Source organism: Pseudoduganella chitinolytica, assembly GCF_029028125.1.
GTDB classification, from domain to species: Bacteria; Pseudomonadota; Gammaproteobacteria; order Burkholderiales; family Burkholderiaceae_D; genus Rugamonas; species Rugamonas chitinolytica.
Genome location: NZ_CP119083.1, coordinates 2,854,120 through 2,877,265 on the forward strand (window position 1 = coordinate 2,854,120; position 23,146 = coordinate 2,877,265).

At 68.1% G+C, this 23,146-nt stretch carries 19 protein-coding genes; 16 read left to right on the plus strand and 3 right to left on the minus strand.

What is annotated here, in order from left to right; all coding sequences use genetic code 11:
* Positions 1–106 precede the first annotated feature (106 nt).
* Both PX653_RS12660 and PX653_RS12665 read left to right on the plus strand, forming a co-directional pair.
* Entirely contained in the window at positions 107–1,138 is a 1,032-nt protein-coding gene (locus PX653_RS12660) for a DUF475 domain-containing protein (RefSeq protein ID WP_277418211.1), read from the plus strand.
* Positions 1,139–1,183: 45 nt separating this feature from the next.
* Positions 1,184–1,552, plus strand: a complete 369-nt coding sequence (locus tag PX653_RS12665; protein ID WP_277418212.1) for a DUF8785 domain-containing protein — start codon at positions 1,184–1,186, stop codon at positions 1,550–1,552.
* A 103-nt stretch (positions 1,553–1,655) separates the two neighbouring features.
* Here PX653_RS12665 and PX653_RS12670 read toward each other — a convergent pair whose 3' ends face one another.
* Positions 1,656–3,887, minus strand: coding sequence for a coiled-coil domain-containing protein (locus tag PX653_RS12670; RefSeq protein ID WP_277418213.1), 2,232 nt, complete (start codon positions 3,885–3,887; stop codon positions 1,656–1,658).
* 178 nt (positions 3,888–4,065) lie between these two features.
* Positions 4,066–5,070, minus strand: coding sequence for a serine/threonine protein kinase (locus tag PX653_RS12675; RefSeq protein WP_277418214.1), 1,005 nt, complete (start codon positions 5,068–5,070; stop codon positions 4,066–4,068).
* A 62-nt stretch (positions 5,071–5,132) separates the two neighbouring features.
* On the opposite strand from PX653_RS12675, the gene PX653_RS12680 reads away from it, so the two are divergent.
* Positions 5,133–5,828, plus strand: coding sequence for a UPF0149 family protein (locus tag PX653_RS12680; RefSeq protein WP_277418215.1), 696 nt, complete (start codon positions 5,133–5,135; stop codon positions 5,826–5,828).
* A 36-nt stretch (positions 5,829–5,864) separates the two neighbouring features.
* Here the strand turns inward: PX653_RS12680 and orn are convergent, their stop codons facing one another.
* Entirely contained in the window at positions 5,865–6,452 is a 588-nt protein-coding gene (gene orn / locus PX653_RS12685; RefSeq protein ID WP_277418216.1) for an oligoribonuclease, read from the minus strand.
* 48 nt (positions 6,453–6,500) lie between these two features.
* On the opposite strand from orn, the gene PX653_RS12690 reads away from it, so the two are divergent.
* The 13 genes from PX653_RS12690 to PX653_RS12750 all read left to right on the plus strand — a co-directional run bounded on the left by PX653_RS12690 (position 6,501) and on the right by PX653_RS12750 (position 23,146).
* Positions 6,501–7,769 (plus strand): M48 family metallopeptidase, encoded by a 1,269-nt coding sequence (locus PX653_RS12690; RefSeq protein ID WP_277418217.1) that lies wholly within the window; start codon positions 6,501–6,503, stop codon positions 7,767–7,769.
* Positions 7,766–8,659, plus strand: a complete 894-nt coding sequence (gene rsgA / locus PX653_RS12695; protein ID WP_277418218.1) for a ribosome small subunit-dependent GTPase A — start codon at positions 7,766–7,768, stop codon at positions 8,657–8,659. Before PX653_RS12690 ends, rsgA begins: the two co-directional genes overlap by 4 nt.
* A 37-nt stretch (positions 8,660–8,696) precedes the next feature.
* A complete protein-coding gene (locus PX653_RS12700) occupies positions 8,697–11,513 on the plus strand; it encodes an ATP-binding protein (protein WP_277418219.1) in 2,817 nt (938 codons plus the stop codon).
* 77 nt (positions 11,514–11,590) lie between these two features.
* On the plus strand, positions 11,591–12,514 hold the full coding sequence (gene argF, locus PX653_RS12705; protein WP_277418220.1) for an ornithine carbamoyltransferase: 924 nt from the start codon (positions 11,591–11,593) through the stop codon (positions 12,512–12,514).
* Positions 12,515–12,531: 17 nt separating this feature from the next.
* Complete coding sequence (locus PX653_RS12710) at positions 12,532–12,927, plus strand: VOC family protein (protein ID WP_277418221.1); 396 nt, start codon at positions 12,532–12,534, stop codon at positions 12,925–12,927.
* A 28-nt stretch (positions 12,928–12,955) separates the two neighbouring features.
* Entirely contained in the window at positions 12,956–14,188 is a 1,233-nt protein-coding gene (locus PX653_RS12715; RefSeq protein ID WP_277418222.1) for an argininosuccinate synthase, read from the plus strand.
* Between the two features lie 186 nt (positions 14,189–14,374).
* Positions 14,375–16,189 (plus strand): methyl-accepting chemotaxis protein, encoded by a 1,815-nt coding sequence (locus tag PX653_RS12720; protein WP_277418223.1) that lies wholly within the window; start codon positions 14,375–14,377, stop codon positions 16,187–16,189.
* Between the two features lie 24 nt (positions 16,190–16,213).
* Positions 16,214–16,678 (plus strand): chemotaxis protein CheW, encoded by a 465-nt coding sequence (locus tag PX653_RS12725; protein ID WP_277418224.1) that lies wholly within the window; start codon positions 16,214–16,216, stop codon positions 16,676–16,678.
* The gene (locus tag PX653_RS12730; RefSeq protein ID WP_277418225.1) at positions 16,675–18,000 is read left to right on the plus strand and encodes a CheR family methyltransferase; all 1,326 of its coding nucleotides are present in this window, start codon (positions 16,675–16,677) and stop codon (positions 17,998–18,000) included. The genes PX653_RS12725 and PX653_RS12730 overlap by 4 nt, the downstream gene beginning before the upstream one ends.
* Positions 18,001–18,013: 13 nt before the next feature.
* Positions 18,014–18,721, plus strand: a complete 708-nt coding sequence (locus PX653_RS12735) for a chemotaxis protein CheW (RefSeq protein ID WP_277418226.1) — start codon at positions 18,014–18,016, stop codon at positions 18,719–18,721.
* The gene (locus PX653_RS12740; RefSeq protein ID WP_277418227.1) at positions 18,718–21,012 is read left to right on the plus strand and encodes a hybrid sensor histidine kinase/response regulator; all 2,295 of its coding nucleotides are present in this window, start codon (positions 18,718–18,720) and stop codon (positions 21,010–21,012) included. The genes PX653_RS12735 and PX653_RS12740 overlap by 4 nt, the downstream gene beginning before the upstream one ends.
* Complete coding sequence (cheB, locus tag PX653_RS12745; RefSeq protein WP_277418228.1) at positions 21,009–22,034, plus strand: chemotaxis-specific protein-glutamate methyltransferase CheB; 1,026 nt, start codon at positions 21,009–21,011, stop codon at positions 22,032–22,034. The genes PX653_RS12740 and cheB overlap by 4 nt, the downstream gene beginning before the upstream one ends.
* A gap of 89 nt (positions 22,035–22,123) precedes the next feature.
* Entirely contained in the window at positions 22,124–23,146 is a 1,023-nt protein-coding gene (locus PX653_RS12750; protein WP_277418229.1) for a diguanylate cyclase domain-containing protein, read from the plus strand.

The following is a 23,146-nucleotide window of genomic DNA, read 5'->3' on the forward strand; positions in this document are numbered from 1 at the left end:
GGTAAGTCCAGATTGTCAATCCACCATTATCGCAGAAGCCGGCTCCCCGACAAAAGCGGCTCAAGTAGAATCGGCCTGACAACACAACTACCCGGGGCGCGCTGTCATGAAGCATTTCAGGATCTCGATTCTCGTCACCGTCATACTGATGGGGCTGGCCGGGTGGTGGGGCTACACCCATGGCGGCGTCCGCACGGCGCTGGCGGCGCTGTGGATCACGGGGGTGCTGGGCGTGATGGAAGTGTCGCTGTCGTTCGACAATGCCGTCGTCAATGCCTCCGTGCTGAAGGACTGGAATCCGTTCTGGCAGAAACTGTTCCTGACGGTCGGCATCCTGGTGGCCGTTTTCGGCATGCGCCTGGTCTTTCCGCTGGCCATCGTGGCCGTCGCGACAGGCCTCGACCTGCCGCAAGTGTGGACGATGGCGACCACGACGCCGCAGGAATACTCGCGCCACCTGATGGCCGTGCACGAGGAAGTGGCGGCGTTCGGCGGCGCGTTCCTGCTGCTGGTGTTCCTGAACTTCCTGTTCGACGAGGAAAAGGACGTCCACTGGATCGAGTGGATCGAGAAAAAGGCCGGCAAGGTGGGCACCGAGGGGCTGGCGATCCTGCTGGCGCTGGTGGCCGTGTGCGTGGCCGTGGAACTGGTGCCGGCCGCCAAGCGCTTCTCCGTGCTGTATGCGGGCGTGGTCGGGATCGGTATCTACGTGGCCGTCGGCTGGCTGTCGAGCCTGCTGGAGAGCGAGGAGCACGACCCGGAACTGGGCAAGGTGATCCAGCGCGGCAGCATCGGCGGCTTCCTGTACCTGGAAGTGCTGGACGCGTCGTTCAGCTTCGACGGCGTGATCGGCGCGTTCGCCATCACGAGCGACGTCGTCATCATCATGCTGGGGCTGGCCATCGGCGCCATGTATGTGCGTTCGCTGACGGTGTACCTGGTGCACAAGGGCACGCTGGACGAGTTCATCTACCTGGAGCATGGCGCCCACTGGGCCATCGGCATCCTGGCCGTCATCATGTTCGCCAGCGTGGAATACCATATTCCGGAGTGGTTCACCGGCCTGTCCGGCGTGGCGTTCATCGTCGTGTCGCTGTACTCGTCGTTGCGCTACCGCCGCGAGACGCGCACGGCCTGATGCCGATGCAGTAATATCACGGCTTTCAACTCCATGGCCCCCGTTATGACACGCTCCTCGCGCCTCATCCTCACCCTAGTCGGCCTGATCGTGGCCGCCGTCCTGGTCCTGTGGGCCTGGGCCATGGTCACGCTCAGTTTTTCGTATTCGGAAGGCGAACGGGCCGGCTTCCTGCAGAAATTCTCGAAACGGGGCTGGATCTGCAAGACGTGGGAAGGCGAAATCCTGCTGACGTCGATGCCGGGCGCGATTCCCGAGAAGTTCGAGTTCAGCGTGCGCGACGACGCCGTCGCCGCGCAACTGACGGCGGCGATGGGCAAGCGCGTCAACCTGACGTACGCCCAGCACAAGGGCGTGCCGACCGCGTGCTTTGGCGAGACCGAGTATTACGTCGAGAAGGTGACGGTGCAGTAAGCAGCATTTGGGGTCTGTCCCTACGGGACTGACCCCGAAGTCAGCCGGCGTTTCAACTGCGCCCGCAAAACTTCAGGGTCAGTCCCCGCAAGGGGGACAGACCCTAGCCGCCGTCGGCCTCCAGCAGCTTGCGTTTCGCCACCAGCAGCAACTGCGCCGCATCGGCGGCCTTGCGCTGCAGCGCCGCGTGGGCCTGGGCCGTCGCCATCAGCGCCTGCTGGCGTGCGGCCTTGTCCTGTGCGGCGCGGGCCGCGTCCTGTTCGGCCTGCGCCAGCTGGTGCACCGCTTGCGCTTCCTGTTCTTCCGCCAGCGCCCGCTCCTCGGCGGCACGCACGGCCTCGGCCTGGGCCGCCAGGCGGCTTTCGATGGCGCGCGCGGCGCGTTCCTCCGCCGCCGCTGCAGCCTGCTCCTGCGCCAGGCGCGTCGCCAGCAGGGCCTGGCCGTGGCGTTCCTTCTCCACATACTCGCGCTCGGCCTGCAGCAGGGCCTCGGCGGCCGCTGCCTTGTCCTGCTCGGCGCGGGCGCGCTCCTTGTGCACGGCCGACAGCTCCACGGCCAGGCGCGCCTGCGCCGTCGCGGCTTGTGCGGCCAGTTGCTTCTGGCGCGCCTCCACTTCGTTCTGCTCGGCCAGCGCGCGCAACGCCGCTGCCTCTTCCTGCACCGCCTGCTGGCGCAGCGCGTCGGCCGCCGCATTGCGGGCAAAGGCCTCGGCCTGCTCGCGTTCCGCCGCGGCCCGTGCCTCGGCGGCGGCGGTGGCCCGCTCCTCTTCCGCCAGGCGCTCCTTCAATGCGACGATGGCTTCGCGCTCGGCGGCGGCACGGGCCTGCTCGGCCGCCAGCAGCCGCGCCGCGTGGTCGGCCTTTTCCTGCGCGATGGCGTTGGCCGCTTCGTGGGCCGCCGCCTGCTCCGTCAGCGCGACCAGCTCGCGCGCCTCGGCTTCGTTGCGTGCCTTGACCAGTTCGACGGCGGCCTGGCGCTGGCGCGCCTGCTCGTCCGCAATGACGATGGCGCGCTGCTGTTCCTCGGCGTCGATGCGGGCAGCCTCGGCGGCGGCCTGCTCGGCGGTGCGGCGCTGGCGCGCCGCTTCGGCGGCCACCGTCTCGGCTTCGATGCGGGCCTGCGTCTCGCTTTCGGCCTGCTGTTCGGCCTGCGCGCGTGCCAGCGCCACCGCGTGCAACTGGCGGTCGGCTTCGATGCGGGCTTCGGTCGCCGCCATGATGCGTGCATCGGCATCGCGCCGCGCCTGCGCCGTCGTGGCGGCCATCGCTTCCAGCCGCTCGCGGTGCTGGGCGGCGTCGCGGATTTCCTTTTCCGTCTGCAGGCGCAGGTGCAGCGACATCGCGGCGCTGCGGTCCGATTCGGCCTTGGCCAGCGCGATCGCTTCCCGTTCCTGCTCCAGGTGGGCCAGCGCGCGGGCCTCCTCGGCGGCCCGCACTTCGGCGGCGGCCCGGCTGAAGGCCGACTCCAGCGCGACCTGGTCGGCGCGTTCGCGCTGGCGCGTCGCTTCCAGCGCTTCCGCTTCCACTTCGACCAGCTGCTGCGCCGTCTGGCGCGCGCCATAGGCCTGGCGTTCGCGCTCGCGCGCCAGCGTGGCCATGCGCGCGTCGGCGCTGGCGATGCCGACGACTTCCTCCTTGGCGGCCTGCACGGCGGCCACGCGCTCGGCGGCCTGCATGCGGGCATGGTCGGTATGTTTTCTCAGCTCGTCGGCGGCGCGGGCGGCCTGCTCCGCCAGCTGGGCTTCCGCTTCCATCTGCTCGGTGGCGCGGCGCCGGCTTTCCTCTTCGGCACGGGCGCGCTGCTCGGCGGCCTGGCGGATCTGGTTGTCGGCTTCCACGCGGGCGCGCAGCTCGGCCGTTTCCTGCTTGACAGCTTCCAGTTGCGCCACGCTGGCCTGGGCCGCGGCGCGCAGGCTTTCCAGGCGCTCGCGGTTGGCGGCGATGACCTGTTCGGCAGCCTGGGCGTTCTGCAGCGCGACGGCCGCGGCGGCGGCGTCCATCGCGGCCTTGTCCTCGGCCAGCGCGCGGGCGCGGGCTTCCGCATGGGCCCGGCTCTCGGCCGCGCACGCGGCCTTGGCTTCCGCCTCGACGCGGGCAATCGCTTGCTGGATCGCCCGCATTTCCATCTCGGCACGGCCAGTATCGGCACGGCCAGTATCGGCACGGCCAGTATCGGCACGGCCAGTCTCGGCACGGCCAGTCTCGGCACGGCCTGTATCGGCACGGCCAGTCTCGGCACGGGACGACCGGCCCTCGTCGGCGGCGCCGTCGTATGCGTCGCCTTCCGGCAGGTCGGCGGAGTAATCGACAGGGGGTGGGGCCAGTTGTGCGTGCATGACAGGTCTCGTGGGCGGTTCAGGTTTCCGAGTTGCCATTATCAGTCTCCTCCGGTCCAGTGCAGCTGTCGAGCAGAACAGCTTTTTGCCGTCTATTCGCCTGTTGCCATGTTTGCCACCGGCGCCGGACCGGGTCAGCTTCGGCGCCTGGCCCCACGCTCGACACGGCCTCGGCCGGTCAGACCGGCCACAGCGGCGGCTCGTCCATCAGCGCCACCTGCTCGCGCAGTTCCAGGATACGGTCCTGCCAGTAGCGTTGCGTGTTAAACCACGGGAAGGCGGCGGGAAACGCCGGGTCGTCCCAGCGCCGCGCCAGCCAGGCCGCGTAATGCAGCAGGCGCAGCGTGCGCAGCGCTTCCACGAGGTACAACTGGCGCGGTTCGAATTCCTGGAAATCCTCGTAGCCGGTCAGGATATCGGACAACTGGCGCACCATGTCGCCCCGTTCACCGGACAGCATCATCCACAGGTCCTGCACCGCCGGGCCCATTCGGGCATCGTCGAAGTCGACGAAATGAGGGCCCGCGTCCGTCCACAGCACGTTGCCGCCATGGCAATCGCCGTGCAGGCGCAGCAGCGTCACGTCGCCGGCCCGGTCGTAGCAACGGCTCACGCCATCGAGCGCCTGGTCGGCCACGCTGCGGTAGGCCCCGACCAGCTCGGGCGGAATGAACTTCTCCGCCAGCAGGTAGTCGCGCGATTCGACGCCGAACGTGCCCACGTCCAGCGCGGGACGGTGCGCGAACGGCCGGGCGGCGCCGACGGCGTGGATGCGGCCGATGAACCGGCCCGTCCATTCCAGCACCTCGGGCCGGTCCAGCTCCGGGGCACGGCCGCCGTGGCGGTCGAACACGGCGAAACGATAGCCGTCGAACTCGTGCAGCGTGCGCCCGGCCAGTACCTGCGCGGGCACGACGGGGATCTCGCGTTCGTGCAGCTCGGTCATGAAGGCATGCTCTTCCAGGATGGCGGCATCGCTCCAGCGCCCCGGCCGGTAGAACTTGGCGACGACGGGCTTGCCGTCCTCGATGCCAACCTGGTACACCCGGTTCTCGTAGCTGTTCAGCGCCAGCAGGCGGCCGTCGCCGAACAGGCCCACGCTGGCCAGGGCGTCCAGAACGCGGTCGGGATCGAGCGCGGAGAATGGATGGGGATGGGATGGTGCGGTAGTCGGTTGCGTCATGTCGCCATTGTAAGGCGCAGCGCGTATACTGTCGGATTACTTTGAACAGAACAGGCACTATCATGCAACTCGACCAGCCCCTTTCCGAAAAAGAATTCGACGAACTGGATCAATTCCTGCTGGGCGACCGCAGCCCGGAAGATTCGATGACGATGGATCACCTGCACGGCTACCTGACGGCGATTGCCATCGGACCGGAAACCATCATGCCGTCCGAGTGGCTGCCGCTGGTATGGGGCGAGCCCGGCAACAAGGGACCGGATTTCAAGAATCAGAAGGAAGCGGAACGCATCCTGGAACTGATCATGCGCTTCATGAACGAAGTGCTGGTCACGTTCGAGGTGGCGCCGAAGGAATTCGAGCCGCTGTTCGTCGAGCACGAATACGAAGGCCAGATGCTGATCGACGCCGAGGCGTGGTGCTGGGGCTTCTGGGAAGGCATGGAGCTGCGCGCCGGCTCGTGGGACGAGATCTTCGATTCGGACATCGCCGACCTGATGCGCCCGATCTACCTGCTGGGCGCGGACGAGATCCAGGAGGACGAGCTGCCGGAAGTGGAAGACCCCGTCAAGGCGCACAAGCTGGCGCTGGCGATCGAGGCCAACCTGCCGGCGATCCACAAGTTCTGGGTGCCGCGCCGCAAGGCTGCCGTCGGCACCGTCAAGCGCGACGAGCCGAAGGTCGGCCGCAACGACGACTGCCCTTGCGGCAGCGGCAAGAAATACAAGAAGTGCTGCGGCGCCACCCAGGCGGAATGACGGCTGTGCTGCCGGGCCTGCCCGGCAGCTTACGCATCAAAGCTTGATGAAGTGCTCGCGGTAGTACTTCAGCTCCTCGATCGACTCGAGGATGTCGGCCAGGGCCGTGTGCTTCTGCGCCTTCTTGAAGCCGGAGATCACTTCCGGCTTCCAGCGGCGGCACAGTTCCTTGATGGTCGACACGTCCACGTTCCGGTAGTGGAAGAACGCTTCCAGCTTCGGCATGTAGCGCACCATGAAGCGGCGGTCCTGGCCGATGGTATTGCCGCACATCGGCGATTTGCCGGCCGGTACCCACTGCTTCATGAACGCGATCAGCTCGGCCTCGGCCTGCTCTTCCGTCACGGTGGAGGCCTTGACCTTGTCGATCAGCCCCGAGCGGCCATGCGTGCCCTTGTTCCACGAATCCATCGCATCGAGGGTGGCGTCGGACTGGTGGATCACCAGCACGGGGCCTTCGGCCAGCACGTTCAGGTGCATGTCGGTGACGACGATGGCGACCTCGATGATACGGTCGGTGTCGGGCTCGAGGCCCGTCATTTCCATGTCGACCCACACCAGGTTCATTTCATTGGGACGGGGAGCGGCTTGCTGCAGCGCGGTAGTTTCGTTCTCTTGTGACATAATTATCTCTTGGCCTAAACAAGAGCGCCATTTTCTCACAGGCATAGAATGTATTCACACGCGTTTTCGATTTTGTTTGTCGCCTTCCTGGCGGCGATGCTGGCGGTGCGCTTCTGGCTGGCCTCGCGCCATATCCGCCACGTGCTGCGCCACCGCGCTGCCGTGCCGGCCGAATTTGCCGAGAAGATTCCGCTGGATGCCCACCAGAAGGCGGCCGACTACACGGTGGCGCGCACCAAATATGGCCTCGTTACCCTGCTCGTCAACAGCGCCGTGCTGATCGGCTTTACCCTGCTGGGCGCTCTGCAGTGGCTGTCCGTGCAGATGTTCGGCATCACCGGCGGCGGCATGGCCTACCAGATCGGCCTCCTCGTCGCGTTCGCGCTCGTCTCCGGCGCCATCGACGTGCCGTTCGACTATTACCGCCAGTTCCGCCTGGAGCAGCGCTTCGGCTTCAACAAGATGACGCCTGCCCTGTTCTTCGGCGACATGGTCAAGGGCGCCCTGCTGGGCGTCGCGCTGGGCCTGCCGCTGGCCTGGGTGATCCTGACGCTGATGGCCAAGGCCGGCGCTCTGTGGTGGCCGTATGCCTGGCTGGTGTGGACCGGCTTCCAGCTGCTCGTGATGGTGCTCTATCCCACCGTCATCGCCCCGCTGTTCAACAAGTTCACGCCGCTGGCCGACGAGTCCTTGAAAAGCCGCATCGAAGGCCTGATGACGCGCGTGGGCTTCGCCTCGAAAGGCCTGTTCGTGATGGACGGCTCCAAGCGCAGCGCGCACGGCAATGCCTACTTCTCCGGCTTCGGCGCCAACAAGCGCATCGTGTTCTTCGACACCTTGCTGGCGCGCCTGTCGCCCGCCGAGATCGAGGCCGTGCTGGCGCACGAACTGGGGCACTTCAAGCTGAAACACATCGTCAAGCGCATCGCCATGATGTTCGCGTTGTCGCTGGCGTTCCTGGCCCTCCTGGGCTGGCTGAAGAACCAGGTCTGGTTCTACACGGGCCTGGGCGTGGCGCCCATCATCGCGCCGGGCCAATCGAACGACGCGCTGGCGCTGATCCTGTTCATGCTGGCGCTGCCCGTGTTCACGTTCCTGTTCTCGCCGCTGGCCTCGCTGGGTTCGCGCAAGCACGAGTTCGAGGCGGACGCGTTTGCCGCCCGCCACGCCAGCCGCGCCGACCTGGTCGCCGCGCTCGTCAAGCTGTACGAAGACAATGCCTCCACCCTGACGCCCGACCCGTTGCACTCGGCGTTCTACGATTCGCACCCGCCGGCCTCGATCCGCATCCGGCACCTGAACATGGCGGCCCAATGAAACAGCAGAACCACGGCGTCGTCATCGCCGCCCACGGCCGCCACTACCTGGCCGACGTCGCCGGCAGCCACGTACAGTGCGTCACGCGCGGCAAGAAGACCAACGTGGCCGTGGGCGACATCGTCGATGTCACGTTCACGTCGCCCGACCAGGCGGTGATCGACAAGATCCGCGAACGGCGCACGCTGCTGTACCGCTCCGACCAGTACAAGTCGAAGCTGCTGGCGGCCAACGTCACGCAGCTGTTCATCGTCGTCGCCACGGAGCCCAGCTTCTCGGACGACCTGGTGTCGCGCGCCACGGTCGCCGCCGAGGCGGCCGGCATCGCCGTGCGGCTGATCCTGAACAAGGTGGACGTGACGGACGGCCTGGCGCAGGCGCGCACGCGCCTGCAGGTGTATGCCTCGATGGGCTACCCGGTGCACGAGGTGTCGGCCAAGGCCCACCCCGACGAGGCGGTGGCCGAGCTGGCGCCGCTGCTGGACGGCCAGTCGACGATCCTGATCGGCCAGTCCGGCATGGGCAAGTCGTCGCTGATCAACCTCCTGGTGCCGGACGCGGACATCGCCACGCGCGAGATCTCGGCCAAGCTCGATACGGGCAAGCACACGACGACGTTTACGCGCCTGTACCACCTCACTGGCGGCGCCAGCGTGATCGACTCGCCCGGCTTCCAGGAGTTCGGCCTGTACCACCTGTCGGAAGGCATGCTGGAACGGGCGTTCCGCGATTTCGCGCCCTACCTCGGCGGCTGCAAGTACTACAACTGCCGCCACCTCGCCGAGCCGCAATGCGCCATCCTGGACGCCCTCGCAGCGGGCAAGATCGCGCCGCTGCGGCACGAGCTGTACGGCCAGCTGCTGCACGAATCGTCGCAAACGCTGTACTAGCCTGGACCACCCCACCTCCGCCAGGGCCGACATGGACATGTTCGCCACCGATGACGACGTCGCACAATGGGAGCTGGCCCTGCTGCCGGCCAAGGGCGGCGCCCGCCTGCCCGTGCTGCTGCCGCTGGCCTGGCACCTGCGCCAGCGCGACAGCCAGCGCGCCATCGCGCTTGCCGGCGAGGCCGAGCGGCTGCTCGCCACGGCGGCCGATGCGCGCCCGGCCCTGGCGCGCCTGCGCCTGCTGCGCGCCGAGGTGGCCTGGCTGATGGGCGAGCTGGACGCGGCCAGGGCGCAAGCGGACGGGGCGCTGCTGGCCTTCCATGCGCTGGGCGAGCACGCCGGCTGCGCCGACACGCACTGGCTGCGCGCCTGGATCGCCGTCGACAACGGCGACCACCTGTTCCGCGACGCCGAACTGGCGCGCAGCGCCCAGGCCGCGCGCGATGCGGGCGACGCCGAGCGCGAAGCCATCGCCGATGCCGCCAGCGCACGCTGGGCCGTACTGCGCGACATCGGGCGTGCGCGCGAACGGTGGGGCGAGCGCTTCGACCTGTCGGCCGACGTGGCGCCCGCCATCGACTGCTGGATCAACGACTTCCTCGGTATCGCCGCCAGCCAGGGCAGCGACTTCGGCGGCGCTGCCGGCTTCTACCTGCGCACCTACGAGGCGGCGCTGGAGACGGGCCAGGTGCGCGCCGCCATCATCGCCGCCTCCAATATCGGCGAGAAGTTCTCGAACCTGAACGATCACCACTCGGCGCTGGAATGGATGCAGCGCGCGCTCGACCTCGCGCGCCCCACCGGCTGGCCGCGCAGCATCGGCGCCGCCCTGCTGCATACGGCCGATACGGTGCGCCGCCTGGGCCGCCTGGACGGTGCCGACGAACTGCTGCACGAGGCGCTGGACATCCTGCAGCCGTATGCGGCCAGCCGGCTGTATGCCATCGCGCTGCAGTACAAGGGCGACCTGTGCCTGGCCAGGGCCGACTATGCCGGCGCGCTCGATGCGTTCGAACGCCTGGCCGTGCGCGCCGACGTGCTGGACCAGGCCGACTTCCGCATGGTGGCGCGGCGCGGCCAGGCGCATGCCCTGTGCTTCCTGGACCGCCCCGCCGAGGCGCTGGTGCTGGCGCTGGAGGCGGTCGAGCTGGCGCACGGCCACGACAACACGTACAACCACATCGCCGGACTGCGCGTGCTGGCGTTGATCCACAGCCGCGCCGGTGTGCGCCACGAGCTGCCCCGGCCCGACGGCATGACGGAAGCCAACCCTACCCTGCACTACCTGCACCGGGCGCTGGCGATCGCGTCGACGATCGCGGGCTACACGGTGCCGGGCGACCTGTACGACGCGCTGGCGGCCGAATATGCGCGGCTGGAGGACTATCGCCAGGCCTACGAGATGGCGCGCGCGGCCAGCGTGTCGCACGAAAAGACGCACAGCCAGGAAGCCACGGGCCGCGCCATCGCGATGCAGGTGCACCAGCAAACGGAGCAGGCCCGCGCGGAAGGGCTGCACCACCGCGAGCTGGCCATCTCGGAGGCGCGCCGCGCCGAGCTGCTGCAGCAGACCAGCACCACCCTGGAGCGCCTGTCCGCCATCGGCCAGGAGATCACGATCCACCTCGACGCGGCGGCCGTGTACGACGTGCTGAACCGCTATGTGCAGGCGCTGCTGGCGCCGCACGTGTTTGCCGTCTACCTGATCGACGCCGGCCGCGCCCTCGTGCCCGCCTTCGCGCTCGAGGGCGGCGAGCCGATGCCGCCCACCCGCATCGAACTCGATCACACGACCGCCTGGTGCGCGCGCTGCGTGCGCGAACGCAGCGAGGTGTACGTCGAGGATGCCGCGGCCGAACCCGTGCGCGGTCCCATGCCCGAAGCCAGCGCCAGCGCGCTGTACGTGCCGCTGGTGCTGGGCGAGCGGGTACTGGGCGTCGTCACCGTGCAGTCGGTGCAGCCGCGTGCGTTCGGCGAGCGCGAGCGGCTGATCTTCCGCACCTTGTGCGCCTACGGCGCCATCGCACTGGACAACGCGCACGCCTACCGCCAGTTGCAGGAAGCGCAGTCGCAACTGGTGTCGCAGGAGAAGCTGGCGGCGCTGGGCGCGCTGATGGCCGGCGTGGCGCATGAACTCAACACCCCGATCGGCAACAGCCTCCTGATCGCCAGCACGCTGGAGCAGAAGACGGAGGAGCTGGAGAAGACAATGAACGGCCCGGGCCTGCGCCGTTCCGAACTGACGGCCTTTATCGCCGATGCGCGCCGCGCTTCCGAACTGGTGATGCGCGGCCTGCGCAGCGCGGCCGACCTGGTGGCCAGCTTCAAGCAGGTGGCGGTGGACCGCACCACCGAGCAGCGCCGCATGTTCAACCTGCAGCAGGTGACGCACGAGATCGTGGCGACGATGATGAACCGCATCCGCGCGTCGAGCCACCGCATCGCCGTCGAGGTGCCGGACGGGATCGTGCTGGACAGCTACCCGGGCCCGTTCGGCCAGGTCATCACGAACCTGATCAACAACGCGCTGCTGCACGCGTTCGACGGCCGCGCGGGTGGCCGCATCCGGCTGATGGCGCGCCCGACAGGCGATGGCCGCGTCACCATCGCGTTCGACGACGACGGCGGCGGCATCGCGCCGGAAAACCTGACGCGCATCTTCGACCCGTTCTTCACGACGAAGCTGGGCCAGGGCGGCAGCGGACTGGGGCTGTCGATCAGCTACAACATCGTGACGTCGCTGCTGGGCGGCCAGATCGCCGTGGCCAGCGGTGCGCACGGCACGACGTTCACGCTGGACCTGCCGCTGGTGGCCCCCAGCCAGGCCCCGGCCGACCCTGTCACCATCGATTGAAAAACATCATATAATTGATTCGCTAAGCTGGGCCCCGGGGTGCCCCCGGCAAAAAACCGAAGTGACCCGAAGTGACCATGCCTAACCAAAAACCGATCAAGCACTACCTCCAGTTTTCCGACTTCACGCTGGAGGAATACGAATACGTGATCGAGCGCGCCCACGTCATCAAGCGCAAGTTCAAGAACTACGAGATCTATCACCCGCTGATCGACCGCACGCTCGTGATGGTGTTCGAGAAGAACTCCACCCGCACGCGCCTGTCGTTCGAGGCCGGCATGCACCAGCTGGGCGGCGCCGCCATCTACCTGAACACGCGCGACTCCCAGCTGGGCCGCGGCGAACCCGTCGAGGACGCGGGCCAGGTCATGTCCCGCATGTGCGACATCATCATGGTGCGCACCTTCGGCCAGGACATCATCGAACGCTTCGCCGCCAACTCGCGCGTACCGGTCATCAACGGCCTGACCAACGAGCACCACCCGTGCCAGGTCTTCGCCGACATCTTCACGTACTACGAGCACCGCGGCCCCATCACGGGCAAGACGGTGACGTGGGTGGGCGACGCCAACAACATGCTGTACTCGTGGCTGCAGGCCGCCGAAGTGTTCGGCTTCCACCTGAACGTGTCCACCCCGAAGGGCTACGACATGGACATGTCGCTGGTCTCGACCGACCGCTACACGCTGTTCGACAACCCGTCGGACGCCTGCGCCGGCGCGCATCTCGTCAACACCGACGTGTGGACCAGCATGGGCTACGAGGAAGAGAACGCGGCGCGCCTGAAGGCCTTCGACGGCTGGATCGTCGACAGCGCCAAGATGGCACGGGCCGCGCCGGACGCGCTGTTCATGCATTGCCTGCCCGCCCACCGCGGCGAGGAAGTGTCGGCCGAGGTCATCGACGGCCCGCAATCGGTGGTGTGGGACGAGGCCGAAAACCGCCTGCACATCCAGAAGGCGCTGATCGAGTACCTGCTGCTGGGCCGCATTCCTTCCTGACCCTTCGGAGCATCGACATGATCGACCACCTCGGCGTTATCGTCGCCGACTTCCCCAAGAGCCGCGCGTTCTACGAGAGCGCGCTGGCCCCGCTGGGCTTTACCAAGGTGATGGAACTGGGCCCGGAGATCACCGGCGCCTTCCATACCGCCGGTTTCGGCGTGGCGCCGAAGCCCGAGTTCTGGATCTCCAGCGCCAGCGCCGGCAAGAGCGTCGGTGCCGCGGTGCACGTCGCGTTCCGCGTGACGAGCCGCGCGCAGGTCGATGCGTTCCATGCGGCCGCGCTGGCGGCCGGTGCGCGCGACAACGGCGCGCCGGGCCTGCGCCCCCACTATCACCCGGACTACTACGGCGCCTTCGTGCTGGACCCGGACGGGCACAATATCGAAGCGGTCTGCCACGACCCTGTCTGAACAAATTTAAGCGTAGATTGGAAAGCAAATGAGCGACATCAAAAAAGTCGTCCTCGCCTATTCGGGCGGCCTGGACACCTCCGTCATCCTGAAGTGGCTGCAGGATAATTACCACTGCGAGATCGTCACGTTCACGGCCGACCTGGGCCAGGGCGAGGAGCTGGAGCCGGCGCGCGCCAAGGCCCTGAAGTTCGGCATCAAGCCGGAGAACATCTACATCGACGACGTGCGCGAGGAATTCGTGCGCGACTTCGTGTTCCCGATGTTCCGCGCCAATACCGTGTACGAAGGCGAATACCTGCTGGGTACGTCGATCGCCCGTCCGCTGATCGCCAAGCGCCTGATCGAGATCGCCAACGAGACCAATGCCGATGCGATCTCGCACGGCGCCACCGGCAAGGGCAACGACCAGGTCCGCTTCGAACTGGGCGCCTATGCGCTCAAGCCGGGCGTGAAGGTCATCGCGCCGTGGCGCGAGTGGGACCTGCTGTCGCGCGAGAAGCTGCTGAAGTACGCGGAAGACGCCGGCATCGCCGTCGACATGAAGCACAAGAATGGCGGCGCGCCCTACTCGATGGATGCCAACCTGCTGCACATCTCGTTCGAAGGCCGCCACCTGGAGAACCCCAGCGCGGAAGCGGAAGAATCGATGTGGCGCTGGACCGTGTCGCCGGAAGCGGCACCGGACCAGGCCGAGTACCTGGACATCGAATACGAAAAGGGCGACATCGTCGCGCTGAACGGCAAGCGCATGAGCGCGGCCGAGGTGCTGACGGAGCTGAACCGCGTGGGCGGCAAGCACGGCATCGGCCGCCTCGACCTGGTCGAGAACCGCTACGTGGGCATGAAGTCGCGCGGCTGCTATGAAACGCCGGGCGGCACCATCATGCTGAAGGCGCACCGCGCCATCGAGTCGATCACCCTGGACCGCGAAGTGGCGCACCTGAAGGACGACCTGATGCCGCGCTATGCCTCGCTGATCTACAACGGCTACTGGTGGGCGCCGGAACGCGTTGCCCTGCAGACGCTGATCGACCATACGCAGCAGACCGTCAACGGCTGGGTGCGCGTCAAGCTGTACAAGGGCAACGTGATCGTCGTCGCGCGCGATTCGAAGACCGACTCGCTGTTCGACCAGACCATCGCCACGTTCGACGAAGACGGCGGCGCGTACAACCAGGCTGACGCCGGCGGCTTCATCAAGCTGAACGCGCTGCGCATGCGCATCGCGGCCAATGCACGCCTGAAGCGCGGCCAGTAATATTTTCCTGGTTGTAATTGAAGGGCTGCCAACCGGCAGCCCTTTTCGTTAGTGCGAAACCATGGTGTCAGGCACCTGTACTTCGGGCGTTCGACAGCCCGCGCACGCCTGCCCGGCGCCAGTGGCCCGCCCCGGGCAAAATGATACATTGCAACCGATAGCAACCCGTCCTCATCCGGAGCCACGATGATCAAAGACCTGAGCATCAAGAACAAGCTGTACGCCGGTTTCGGCGCCATCCTCGCGATCATCCTGCTGCTGCTGGTGCTGGCCTATTCCAACTTCGCGCGCCTGTCCGAGGCAAACAGCTGGGACCGCCACACGATGCAGGTGCTGCATGCGATCGACCGCGTCAGCATCGACCTGATGTCGCTGCAGTCGGAAACGCGCGGCTATTACCTGACCGGCGACCAGAACCGCCTGGCCAAGGTACGCGAGCAGGTCGCCGACCTGCCGGCCAGTATTGCGGCGCTGCAGAAGCAGGTCGTCGACAATCCAGCCCAGGCCGAGCGTATCCGCAAGCTCGACGGCATGATCCAGGGCTTTGTCCGCACCGTGCTGGAGCCGCAGGTGGCACGGCGCCAGGAACTCGGCAAGACGCCCGGCGCGGCTGACGCCATCGGCCAGATGCCCCAGCTGCAACAGGGCAGCCCATTGCTCGCCGCCCTGCACAAGGTGCTGGACGAAGCCCGGGCGGACGAGAACGCGCTGCTGGCCGAACGGTCGCAAGCCGCTGCGGCACAGCAGCGCAACATGACGACGTTGCTGGCCGCCGGCGGCGCCGCCTGCATCGGCCTGTCGATGCTGATCGTGTATGTGCTGACGCGCGCGATCATGACCCCGCTGACGAACCTGACCACCGTCGTGGGCCGCATTGCCGCGGGCGACCAGGGTGCCCGCGCGGTGATCGTCTCGCGCGACGAGCTGGGCAACGTGTCGGAGGAATTCAACCGCATGGCGCAAGCCGTGCAGGACAACCAGGAGCGCGAGCGCGCCAGCACCGACGAGCTGCGCGCCAAGGTCGACGCGCTGCTGGCCGTCGTCTCGAAGGCGGCATCGGGCGACCTGACGGGCAAGGTGACGATCACCGGCAACGACGCCATCGGGCAGCTGGGCCACGGCCTGGCGCGCATGTTCGACAACCTGCGCATCCTGCTCAATAACGTGCAGAAGGCGGGCATCCAGGTCACCACGTCCGCCACCGAGATCGCGGCGTCGGCCAAGGAGCAGGAAGCCACCGGCGTGGAACAGGCGCAGACCAGCGTCGAGGTGCTCAGCACCACCAAGGAGATCGCGTCGAACACCAGCCAGCTGCTGAAGACGATGGAAGGTGCCACCGCCGTGGCCGACTACACCACCAGCGCCACCGCCGAAGCGCAGAACAACCTGCGCCGCATGGACCAGACCATGCAGAACATGGTGTCGGCCACCGACTCGATCAACGCCAAGCTGGCCGCGCTGTCGGAAAAGGCCAGCAACATCAACAGCGTGCTGACGACGATCACGAAGGTGGCCGACCAGACCAACATCCTGTCGCTCAATGCCGCCATCGAGGCCGAAAAGGCCGGCGAGGCGGGCCGCGGCTTCTCCGTCGTCGCCACCGAGATCCGGCGGCTGGCGGACCAGACTTCCGTCTCCACGTGGGACATCGAGCAGATGCTCAAGGAGATGCAGTCGGCCGTGTCGGCCAGCGTGATGGGCATGGACAAGTTCTCCGAGGAGATCCGCCGCAGCGTGGGCGAGGTGCGAGGCGTGACGGACCAGCTCTCGACCGTCATGGACCAGGTGCAGAAGCTGGCACCGCAGTTCGACCTGGTGCTGCAGGGGATGCAGTCGCAGGCGGTCGGCGCCCAGCAGATCACGGAGACGATGATGCAGCTGAACGACGCCACCCAGCAGACGGTGGAGTCGCTGAAGGCCACCAGCGAGGCGGTGCACCAGCTGCAGTACGCGGCCAGCGACCTGCAATCTTCCGTCGCCACGTTCGCGGTGAGCGTCTGAGGAGCGCCGGATGAGGGCCGCGTCGTGAAGCTGCTGGTGTTCCACATCGGGGCCGACCGCTATGGCCTGCCGCTGGGCACGATCCGCCAGGTGCTGCCGCTGATGGCGCTGAAGGCGGTACCGCTGGCCCCGGCCGCCATCGCCGGCCTGATGAACCTGCACGGCAGCAGCGTGCCGGTGGTCGATGTGGCGCTCAGCAGCGGCGCCGCGCCGGCCGCGCGCCAGGTCGATACGCGCATCGTGCTGGTCGACTATGGGGGCCCGGACGGCACCGTGCATGCGCTGGGTCTGCTGGTCGAGCGCGTGGTCGGCGTGCAGGACGTGGCGGCACAGGCGCTGGCCGACAGCGGCGTGCAGGCGGCCCCATTCCTGGGCCAGGTCGCGGGCGACGCACAGGGGCTGGTGCAGCTGGTGCATCCGGAACGGCTGCTGCCCGATGCGCTGCGCGCGGCCCTGTTCCCCGCCACGGCGGCAGGCGGCAGGCCGTGAGCACGCTGGCCTTGCTGCGCCAGGCCACGGGCCTGAACCTGTCGCGCGCGACGGTGGAGCGGGCCGTGCGCCAGCGCATGGAAACCCTGGGCGCGATCGACCGCGAGGCCTACCAGGCGCAGCTGAGCCAGGGGGAGCCGAGCCGGGACGAACTGGCGGCGCTGATCGAGCTGGTCGTCGTGCCCGAATCGTGGCTGTTCCGCGATGCCGGCGCCTTTGCCGTCGCCACCGAATTCGCCAAGGCCCGCCTGGCCGGCGGCGCGCGGCTGGTGCGGCTGCTGTCGATTCCCTGCGCGGGCGGCGAGGAACCGTACTCGCTGGCGATGGCGCTGGCCGACGCGGGCGTGGCGCCCACGGCGTTCGCCATCGATGCCATCGACCTGTCGGCGGCCTGCATTGCCCGCGCGGAGGCGGGCATCTTTGGCCGCAACGCCTTCCGCAGCAAGAACCTGTCGTTCCGCGACCGCCACTTCACGCCCGTGGAGGACGAGCAGTATGCCATCGACGCGGGCCTGCGCCGGCGCGTGCGCTTCCGCCAGGGCAACCTGCTGACCAGCGAGATCGCGGCACCGCGCACCTACGACGTGATCTTCTGCCGCAACCTGCTGATCTACTTCGACGCCGAGACGACGGCGGTGGCGATCGGCCGCCTCGCCGCGCTGCTGGCCGACGACGGCGTCATGCTGGCCGGTTATGCCGAGGTGCCTTCGTTCACCCGCAACGGCTTTACCGCCCTGCCCTACCGGCAGGCGTTCGCGCTGCGCAAGGCCGCCGCGCCGGACACGCCCGGCACACCAGTCTGGGCCAGGCTGCCGCTGCCTCGCAGCGACAACACCGCCGCGGCGCCGGACCAACCGGCGCCGGCCCGGCCCAGGACGCGGCCACCGGCCCGGCCGCCCGTGGCCACGACGCCGGTCGCGCCGGCAAGCGCGCCCCCGGCACCGCCGGCCCCGGCCCCGGCCCCCAGCTCGATCCCGACCGTCACGACCCTGGCCCCCGTGGCCGACCTGGCGCAGGCACGCCTGCTGGCCGACCAGGGCCGTCCGGCTGAAGCGGAGACGGCTTGCCGCACCGTGCTGGCGCAGCAGCCGGACAACGCGGAGGCGTGGTTCCTGCTTGGACTGCTCGCCGAAGGCACGCGGCCGGAGGACGCCCAGCGGCACCTGCGCCGCTGCATCTACCTGCAACCAGACCATTACGACGCACTGTGCCACCTGGCGCTGCTGGCAGGCCAGCACGGCGACACGGCCGGCGCGGCGACGCTCAAGGCACGCGCCGCCCGGGTCTGGCGGCGCCGCAACAACACAAGCAAGCACCAGTAAGCACAAGTAAGGCATGACGATGATTCCTGACGAAGACCGCAACCAGCCCGCACCCACCGGCGGTGCCCACGGCGCCGGCTGCTGGAGCCGCATCGGCGTCGCGGGCGACCGCAGCTGCGACCTGCTGCCGGGCCATGGCCACTGCCGCCACTGCGACGAGTACGCGGGCGCCGCCCTGCAGCACCTGGCCCGCCCCGTCGACGAAACCTACCTGCGCGAGTGGGCCGAGCATTTCCGCGCACCGCACAGCACCGAGGAACGGCTGGACGCGTCGGCCGTCGTGTTCCGCATCGGCCGCGAATGGCTGGCGCTGCCCACCGCCATGTTCGTGCGCATCGCGCCGCACACACTGCCGCACAAGGTGCCGCATCGCGCCAGTCGCGGGCTGCGCGGCATCGTCAATATCGGCGGACGGCTGTATCCGTGCGTGGCGCTGGCCGAGCTGCTGGGCATCGCCGAAGACGGCGGCAGCAGCCGCCAGGGCCGGCACACCTTCGCCCGGCTGTTGCTGGTGCAGTGGGAGGACCAGGCCTATGCGCTGCCCGTCGCCGACCTGCACGGCATCGTGCGCTATGCCGCCAGCCGGGTGCTGCCGCCCGCCGCCACCATCAACAAGGGCCTGCTGCGCTTCCTGACCGGCGTGCTGCCGGAGCAGGACCTGCAGGTCGGCTGCCTGGACGTCGGCCTCGTCGGCCACCAACTTGCGAGAACCCTGCGATGAGCGAGCCGGAAGACCTGAGCCAGTTCTCCATGCTGGAGCTGTTCCGCATGGAGGCGGTGGGCCAGACGCAGATCCTGACGGACGGCCTCCTGACCCTGGAGCGGGGTGCCGACGGCGCGGCGATCGAGCCGATGATGCGGGCCGCCCACTCGATCAAGGGCGCCGCCGCCATCGTCGGCCTGGACGTCATCGTGCAACTGGCGCATGGCATGGAGGACGCCTTCATCGCGGCGCAGTACGGCAAGCTGCGCCTGACGCCGAACCGCGTCGACGTGCTGCTGGCCGGCGTGGACCTGATCGTGCAGTGTTCCCAGCTGAAGGAGAGCGACCTGCCCGCCTGGCTGGGCGCCAACGACGCCACGATCACGAGCACCATGGCCGCCATCGGCGGCATCGCGTTCCTGCCCGAGCCGCTCGAGCCGCCGCCCGGCCCTGCTCCGGCCCCCGTGCCTGCCGCCGCGATCGAAGCCGCACCGCCGGCGCCCGCGCCGCAGCCGGCTCCGGCGCCCGAACAGCCTGCGGCGCCAGGCCAGGAAGCACCGGCGGCACCGGCTGGGCGCGCCACGGCCGCGAGCCGCCAGCAGGGCGACCGCCTGTTGTCGCTGGCCAGCGAGAGCCGCATCAGCGCGCACCAGATGCACCCGCTGATCGAATCGATGCAGCGCTTCAAGCGCGGCCAGTCGGCCCTGCTGGCCGCGCTGGACGACCTGCAGGAAGCCGTCGCCCGCAGCGGCGACCCGGCCCTGCAGGAAAAGGCTGCGCTGGTGCTGCAGCGCAGCCATCCGCTCAAGCAGACCACGCTGGCGCAGATCACGGACATGGAGAACTTCGAGCGGCGCCTGCTGAACGTGTCGCGGCAGCTGGTCGACGAGGTGCTGGCGCTGCGCATGCGCCCGTTCCGCGACGGCGTGCAGCACTGCCCCCGCATGGTGCGCGACCTGGCCCGCACGCTGGGCAAGGAAGTGCGCCTGGAGATCCGCGGCGAGGACACGCTGGTGGACCGCGACATCCTGGCGCGTATCGAGAACCCGCTCAACCACATGCTGCGCAACGCCGTCGACCACGGCCTGGAAACGCCGGCCGAACGCAACGCCGCCGGCAAGCCGCCCGCCGGCACCATCGTGCTGGAGGCGCGCCACCGGGCCGGCATGCTCAATATCGAGATCATCGACGACGGCCGGGGCGTCGACCCGGAACGCATCCGCGCGTCGGTGGTGGCGCGGCGCATGGCCACGCCGGCGATGGCCGAGGCAATGTCAAACGGGGAGCTGATGGAATTCCTGTTCCTGCCGGCCTTCAGCCTGAAGGAAGGCATCACGGAAATCTCCGGGCGCGGCGTCGGGCTGGACATCGTGCAGGACACGATCCGCCAGCAGAACGGCGTGGTGCGCATCGAGTCGCAGCCGGGCCAGGGCTTCCACACGTCGATCACGCTGCCGCTGACGCAGTCGATCATGCGCGCGCTGGTGGTGGACGTGCGCGGGGAGGCCTATGCCATCCCGATCGTCAAGGTGGAGCGGGTCGCGCAGGTGCCACAAGCGGCCATCCACACGCTGGAGAACAAGCAGTTCTTCGACCTGAACGGCGAGCACCTGGGACTGGTGTCGTCGGCGCAGGTGCTGGAACTGGGCGACATGGAACACCACGAGCTGCTGACGGTGATCGTGATCGGCGCCGGTGCGCGCCGCTACGGCCTGGTGGTGGACGGCATCCGCGGCGAGCAAAGCCTGGCCGTGCAGAGCATCGACCCCATCTTCGGCAAGCTGCGCGACATCTCCGCCGCCGCCCTCCTCAACGACGGCGAACCGGTGTTGATCCTGGACGTTCCCGACCTGCTGCTGTCGATCGAGAAGCTGCTGGCCGAAGGCGGCCTGCACCAATTGGCGCGCGCCGACTCTGCCGCACGGCGTAGAATGAAGCGCATCCTGGTCGTCGACGATTCGCTGACCGTGCGCGAAATGGAACGCAAGCTCCTGACGGGGCGCGGCTTCGAGGTGGACATCGCCGTCGACGGGATGGATGGCTGGAACGTGGTACGCTCGGGCGACTACGATCTCGTCATTACCGACGTGGACATGCCGCGCATGGACGGCATCGAACTCGTCAACCTGATCAAGAAAGACATCCACTTGCACAAGCTGCCCGTCATGATCGTGTCGTACAAGGACCGCCCGGAAGACCGGGCACGCGGCCTCGCGGCCGGGGCCGACTACTACCTGACCAAGGGCAGCTTCCATGACGAAACCCTGCTCGACGCCGTGCACGACCTGATCGGGGATGCCAGCAGATGAGGATCGGCATCGCCAACGACGTGCCGATGGCGGCCGAGGCGCTGCGTCGCGTGATCGCGGCAACGCGCCACCACCAGGTGCTGTGGATCGCCCGTACGGGCCTGGAGGCGGTGCGCATGTGCGCCGAAAACCGGCCCGACCTGGTGCTGATGGACCTGAACATGCCGGAACTGGATGGCGTCGAGGCCACCCGCCGCATCATGGAAGAGTCGCCATGCGCGATCCTGATCGTCACGGGACGGCCGCAGGACAGCGTCAACCAGGTGTTCCGCGCACTGGGCGCGGGGGCGCTGGACGTGACGGCGACGCCGATGCTGGCCGGCCAGGCCGAGGGCGGCGGCCAGTTGCTGGCCAAGCTGCGCACCATGGAAAAACTGATCCGCCACAGCGGCGGCAGCCAGGCGATGTCACCGCGTGCCCAACTGCCCCCGGTGGAACGGCGCGACGCCGGCGTGCAGACGCTGGTGGCCATCGGCGCCTCGACGGGCGGCCCCGTCGCCATTGCCCGCACGCTGGCCGGCTGGCACGCGCCACCCGATTGCGTCATCGTCGTCGTCCAGCACATCGACGAGAACTTTGCCGATCATTTCGCCAAATGGCTGGCCGAGCAGCTCGTCATGCCCGTGCGCGCCATCGAGCACGGCGACATGCTGATGCCGGGCACGGTGATGATTGCAAAGAGCAACGATCACCTGGTACTGGATGAAAAATTGCAGTTGGGGTACGATGCGGTGCCGAGGGAGTATGCCTACCGGCCCTCCGTGGACGTCTTCTTCCGCTGCGTGGCGCAGCACTGGCGTGGCGATGCCATCGGCATCCTGCTGACCGGGATGGGCCGCGACGGCGGCGAAGGACTGCTGGCGATGCGCCAGGCAGGCAAGACGACCGTGGCGCAGGACCAGGCCACCAGCGCGGTGTACGGCATGCCGCGCGCGGCCGCGGAACTGGACGCCGCGCAGCTGATCCTGCCGCTGCCGAAGATCGGGCCGTTCCTGCGCAGTACCGTCGGCGGCAAGAGCTGAACGCGCGCCCTGACCGCCGGCACCGCGTTCGCAACCATTAACGATCGCGCGGCACCAGCACTGTCGGTCGATCAAACCAGAGAGATCCGATGTCGCAGGTAATCTCCGCAGGCGCGGAACAGGAACTGACTTTCACGGCCTTCAAGGTGCGCGTGCTGCTGGTGGACGACCAGCTGCTCGTCGTCGAGGCCGTGCGCCGCATGCTGGCCGACCAGCCCGATATCGAATTCCACTTCGTGACCGACCCCGCCCAGGCGCCCGACTGCGCACTGCGGCTGCAGCCGACCGTCATCCTGCAGGATCTCGTGATGCCCAATGCGGACGGCTTCGAGCTGATCCAGCACTACCGCAGTGTCGAGAGGCTGACGCAGGTGCCCGTGATCGTGCTGTCGGCCAAGGAAGAGCCGAAGACAAAGGCGCACGGGTTTGCCGTGGGCGCCAACGACTACCTCGTCAAGCTGCCCGACAAGCTGGAGCTGCTGGCGCGCGTGCGCTATCACTCGGGCGCCTACATCAGCCGCCTGCAGCGCGACGAGGCCTTCCGCTTCCTGCGCGAGAGCCAGAAGAACCTGGCGGACGCCAATATCGAGCTGCAGAAGCTGGCCGCGCTGGACAGCCTGACCGGCATCGCCAACCGGCGCCGCTTCGACGAGACGATCCACCTGGAGTGGCAGCGCGGCCAGCGCCAGCGCCGCCCGCTGTCCCTGCTGCTGTGCGATATCGACTGCTTCAAGCTGTACAACGACAGCTTCGGCCACCTGGCCGGCGACCTGTGCCTGAAGAAGGCGGCGGCCGTGCTGACGGCCTGCCTGAAGCGGCCGACCGACCTGGCGGCGCGCTATGGCGGCGAGGAGTTCGCCATCGTGCTGCCCGATACGGATGCGGCCGGCGCCCGCAAGGTGGCCGAGCAGTGCCTGCGCCAGCTGGAAGAAATCGGCATGGAACATCCGCAGTCGCCACACCAGGTGGTGACGATGTCGATCGGGATCGCGACCGTGGTGCCCGAGGCCGGCGCAGCGGAACGGGACATGATCGACAGCGCCGACCGCGCGCTGTACGTGGCGAAGAACGACGGCCGCAATCGCGCCATCAGCGTCGCCGAGATCGAGTAG

Excerpts from the sequence above, each read along its gene's own strand:
- PX653_RS12720 (WP_277418223.1), top strand. The coding sequence starts at position 14,375 with ATGATCAAAGACCTGAGCATCAAGAACAAGCTGTACGCCGGTTTCGGC.
- cheB (WP_277418228.1), top strand. The coding sequence starts at position 21,009 with ATGAGGATCGGCATCGCCAACGACGTGCCGATGGCGGCCGAGGCGCTG.
- PX653_RS12740 (WP_277418227.1), top strand. The coding sequence starts at position 18,718 with ATGAGCGAGCCGGAAGACCTGAGCCAGTTCTCCATGCTGGAGCTGTTC.
- PX653_RS12715 (WP_277418222.1), top strand. The coding sequence starts at position 12,956 with ATGAGCGACATCAAAAAAGTCGTCCTCGCCTATTCGGGCGGCCTGGAC.
- rsgA (WP_277418218.1), top strand. The coding sequence starts at position 7,766 with ATGAAACAGCAGAACCACGGCGTCGTCATCGCCGCCCACGGCCGCCAC.
- PX653_RS12670 (WP_277418213.1), bottom strand. The coding sequence starts at position 3,887 with ATGCACGCACAACTGGCCCCACCCCCTGTCGATTACTCCGCCGACCTG.
- PX653_RS12710 (WP_277418221.1), top strand. The coding sequence starts at position 12,532 with ATGATCGACCACCTCGGCGTTATCGTCGCCGACTTCCCCAAGAGCCGC.
- PX653_RS12750 (WP_277418229.1), top strand. The coding sequence starts at position 22,124 with ATGTCGCAGGTAATCTCCGCAGGCGCGGAACAGGAACTGACTTTCACG.
- PX653_RS12690 (WP_277418217.1), top strand. The coding sequence starts at position 6,501 with ATGTATTCACACGCGTTTTCGATTTTGTTTGTCGCCTTCCTGGCGGCG.
- PX653_RS12700 (WP_277418219.1), top strand. The coding sequence starts at position 8,697 with ATGTTCGCCACCGATGACGACGTCGCACAATGGGAGCTGGCCCTGCTG.
- orn (WP_277418216.1), bottom strand. The coding sequence starts at position 6,452 with ATGTCACAAGAGAACGAAACTACCGCGCTGCAGCAAGCCGCTCCCCGT.
- PX653_RS12680 (WP_277418215.1), top strand. The coding sequence starts at position 5,133 with ATGCAACTCGACCAGCCCCTTTCCGAAAAAGAATTCGACGAACTGGAT.
- PX653_RS12675 (WP_277418214.1), bottom strand. The coding sequence starts at position 5,070 with ATGACGCAACCGACTACCGCACCATCCCATCCCCATCCATTCTCCGCG.
- PX653_RS12660 (WP_277418211.1), top strand. The coding sequence starts at position 107 with ATGAAGCATTTCAGGATCTCGATTCTCGTCACCGTCATACTGATGGGG.
- PX653_RS12665 (WP_277418212.1), top strand. The coding sequence starts at position 1,184 with ATGACACGCTCCTCGCGCCTCATCCTCACCCTAGTCGGCCTGATCGTG.
- PX653_RS12735 (WP_277418226.1), top strand. The coding sequence starts at position 18,014 with ATGACGATGATTCCTGACGAAGACCGCAACCAGCCCGCACCCACCGGC.
- argF (WP_277418220.1), top strand. The coding sequence starts at position 11,591 with ATGCCTAACCAAAAACCGATCAAGCACTACCTCCAGTTTTCCGACTTC.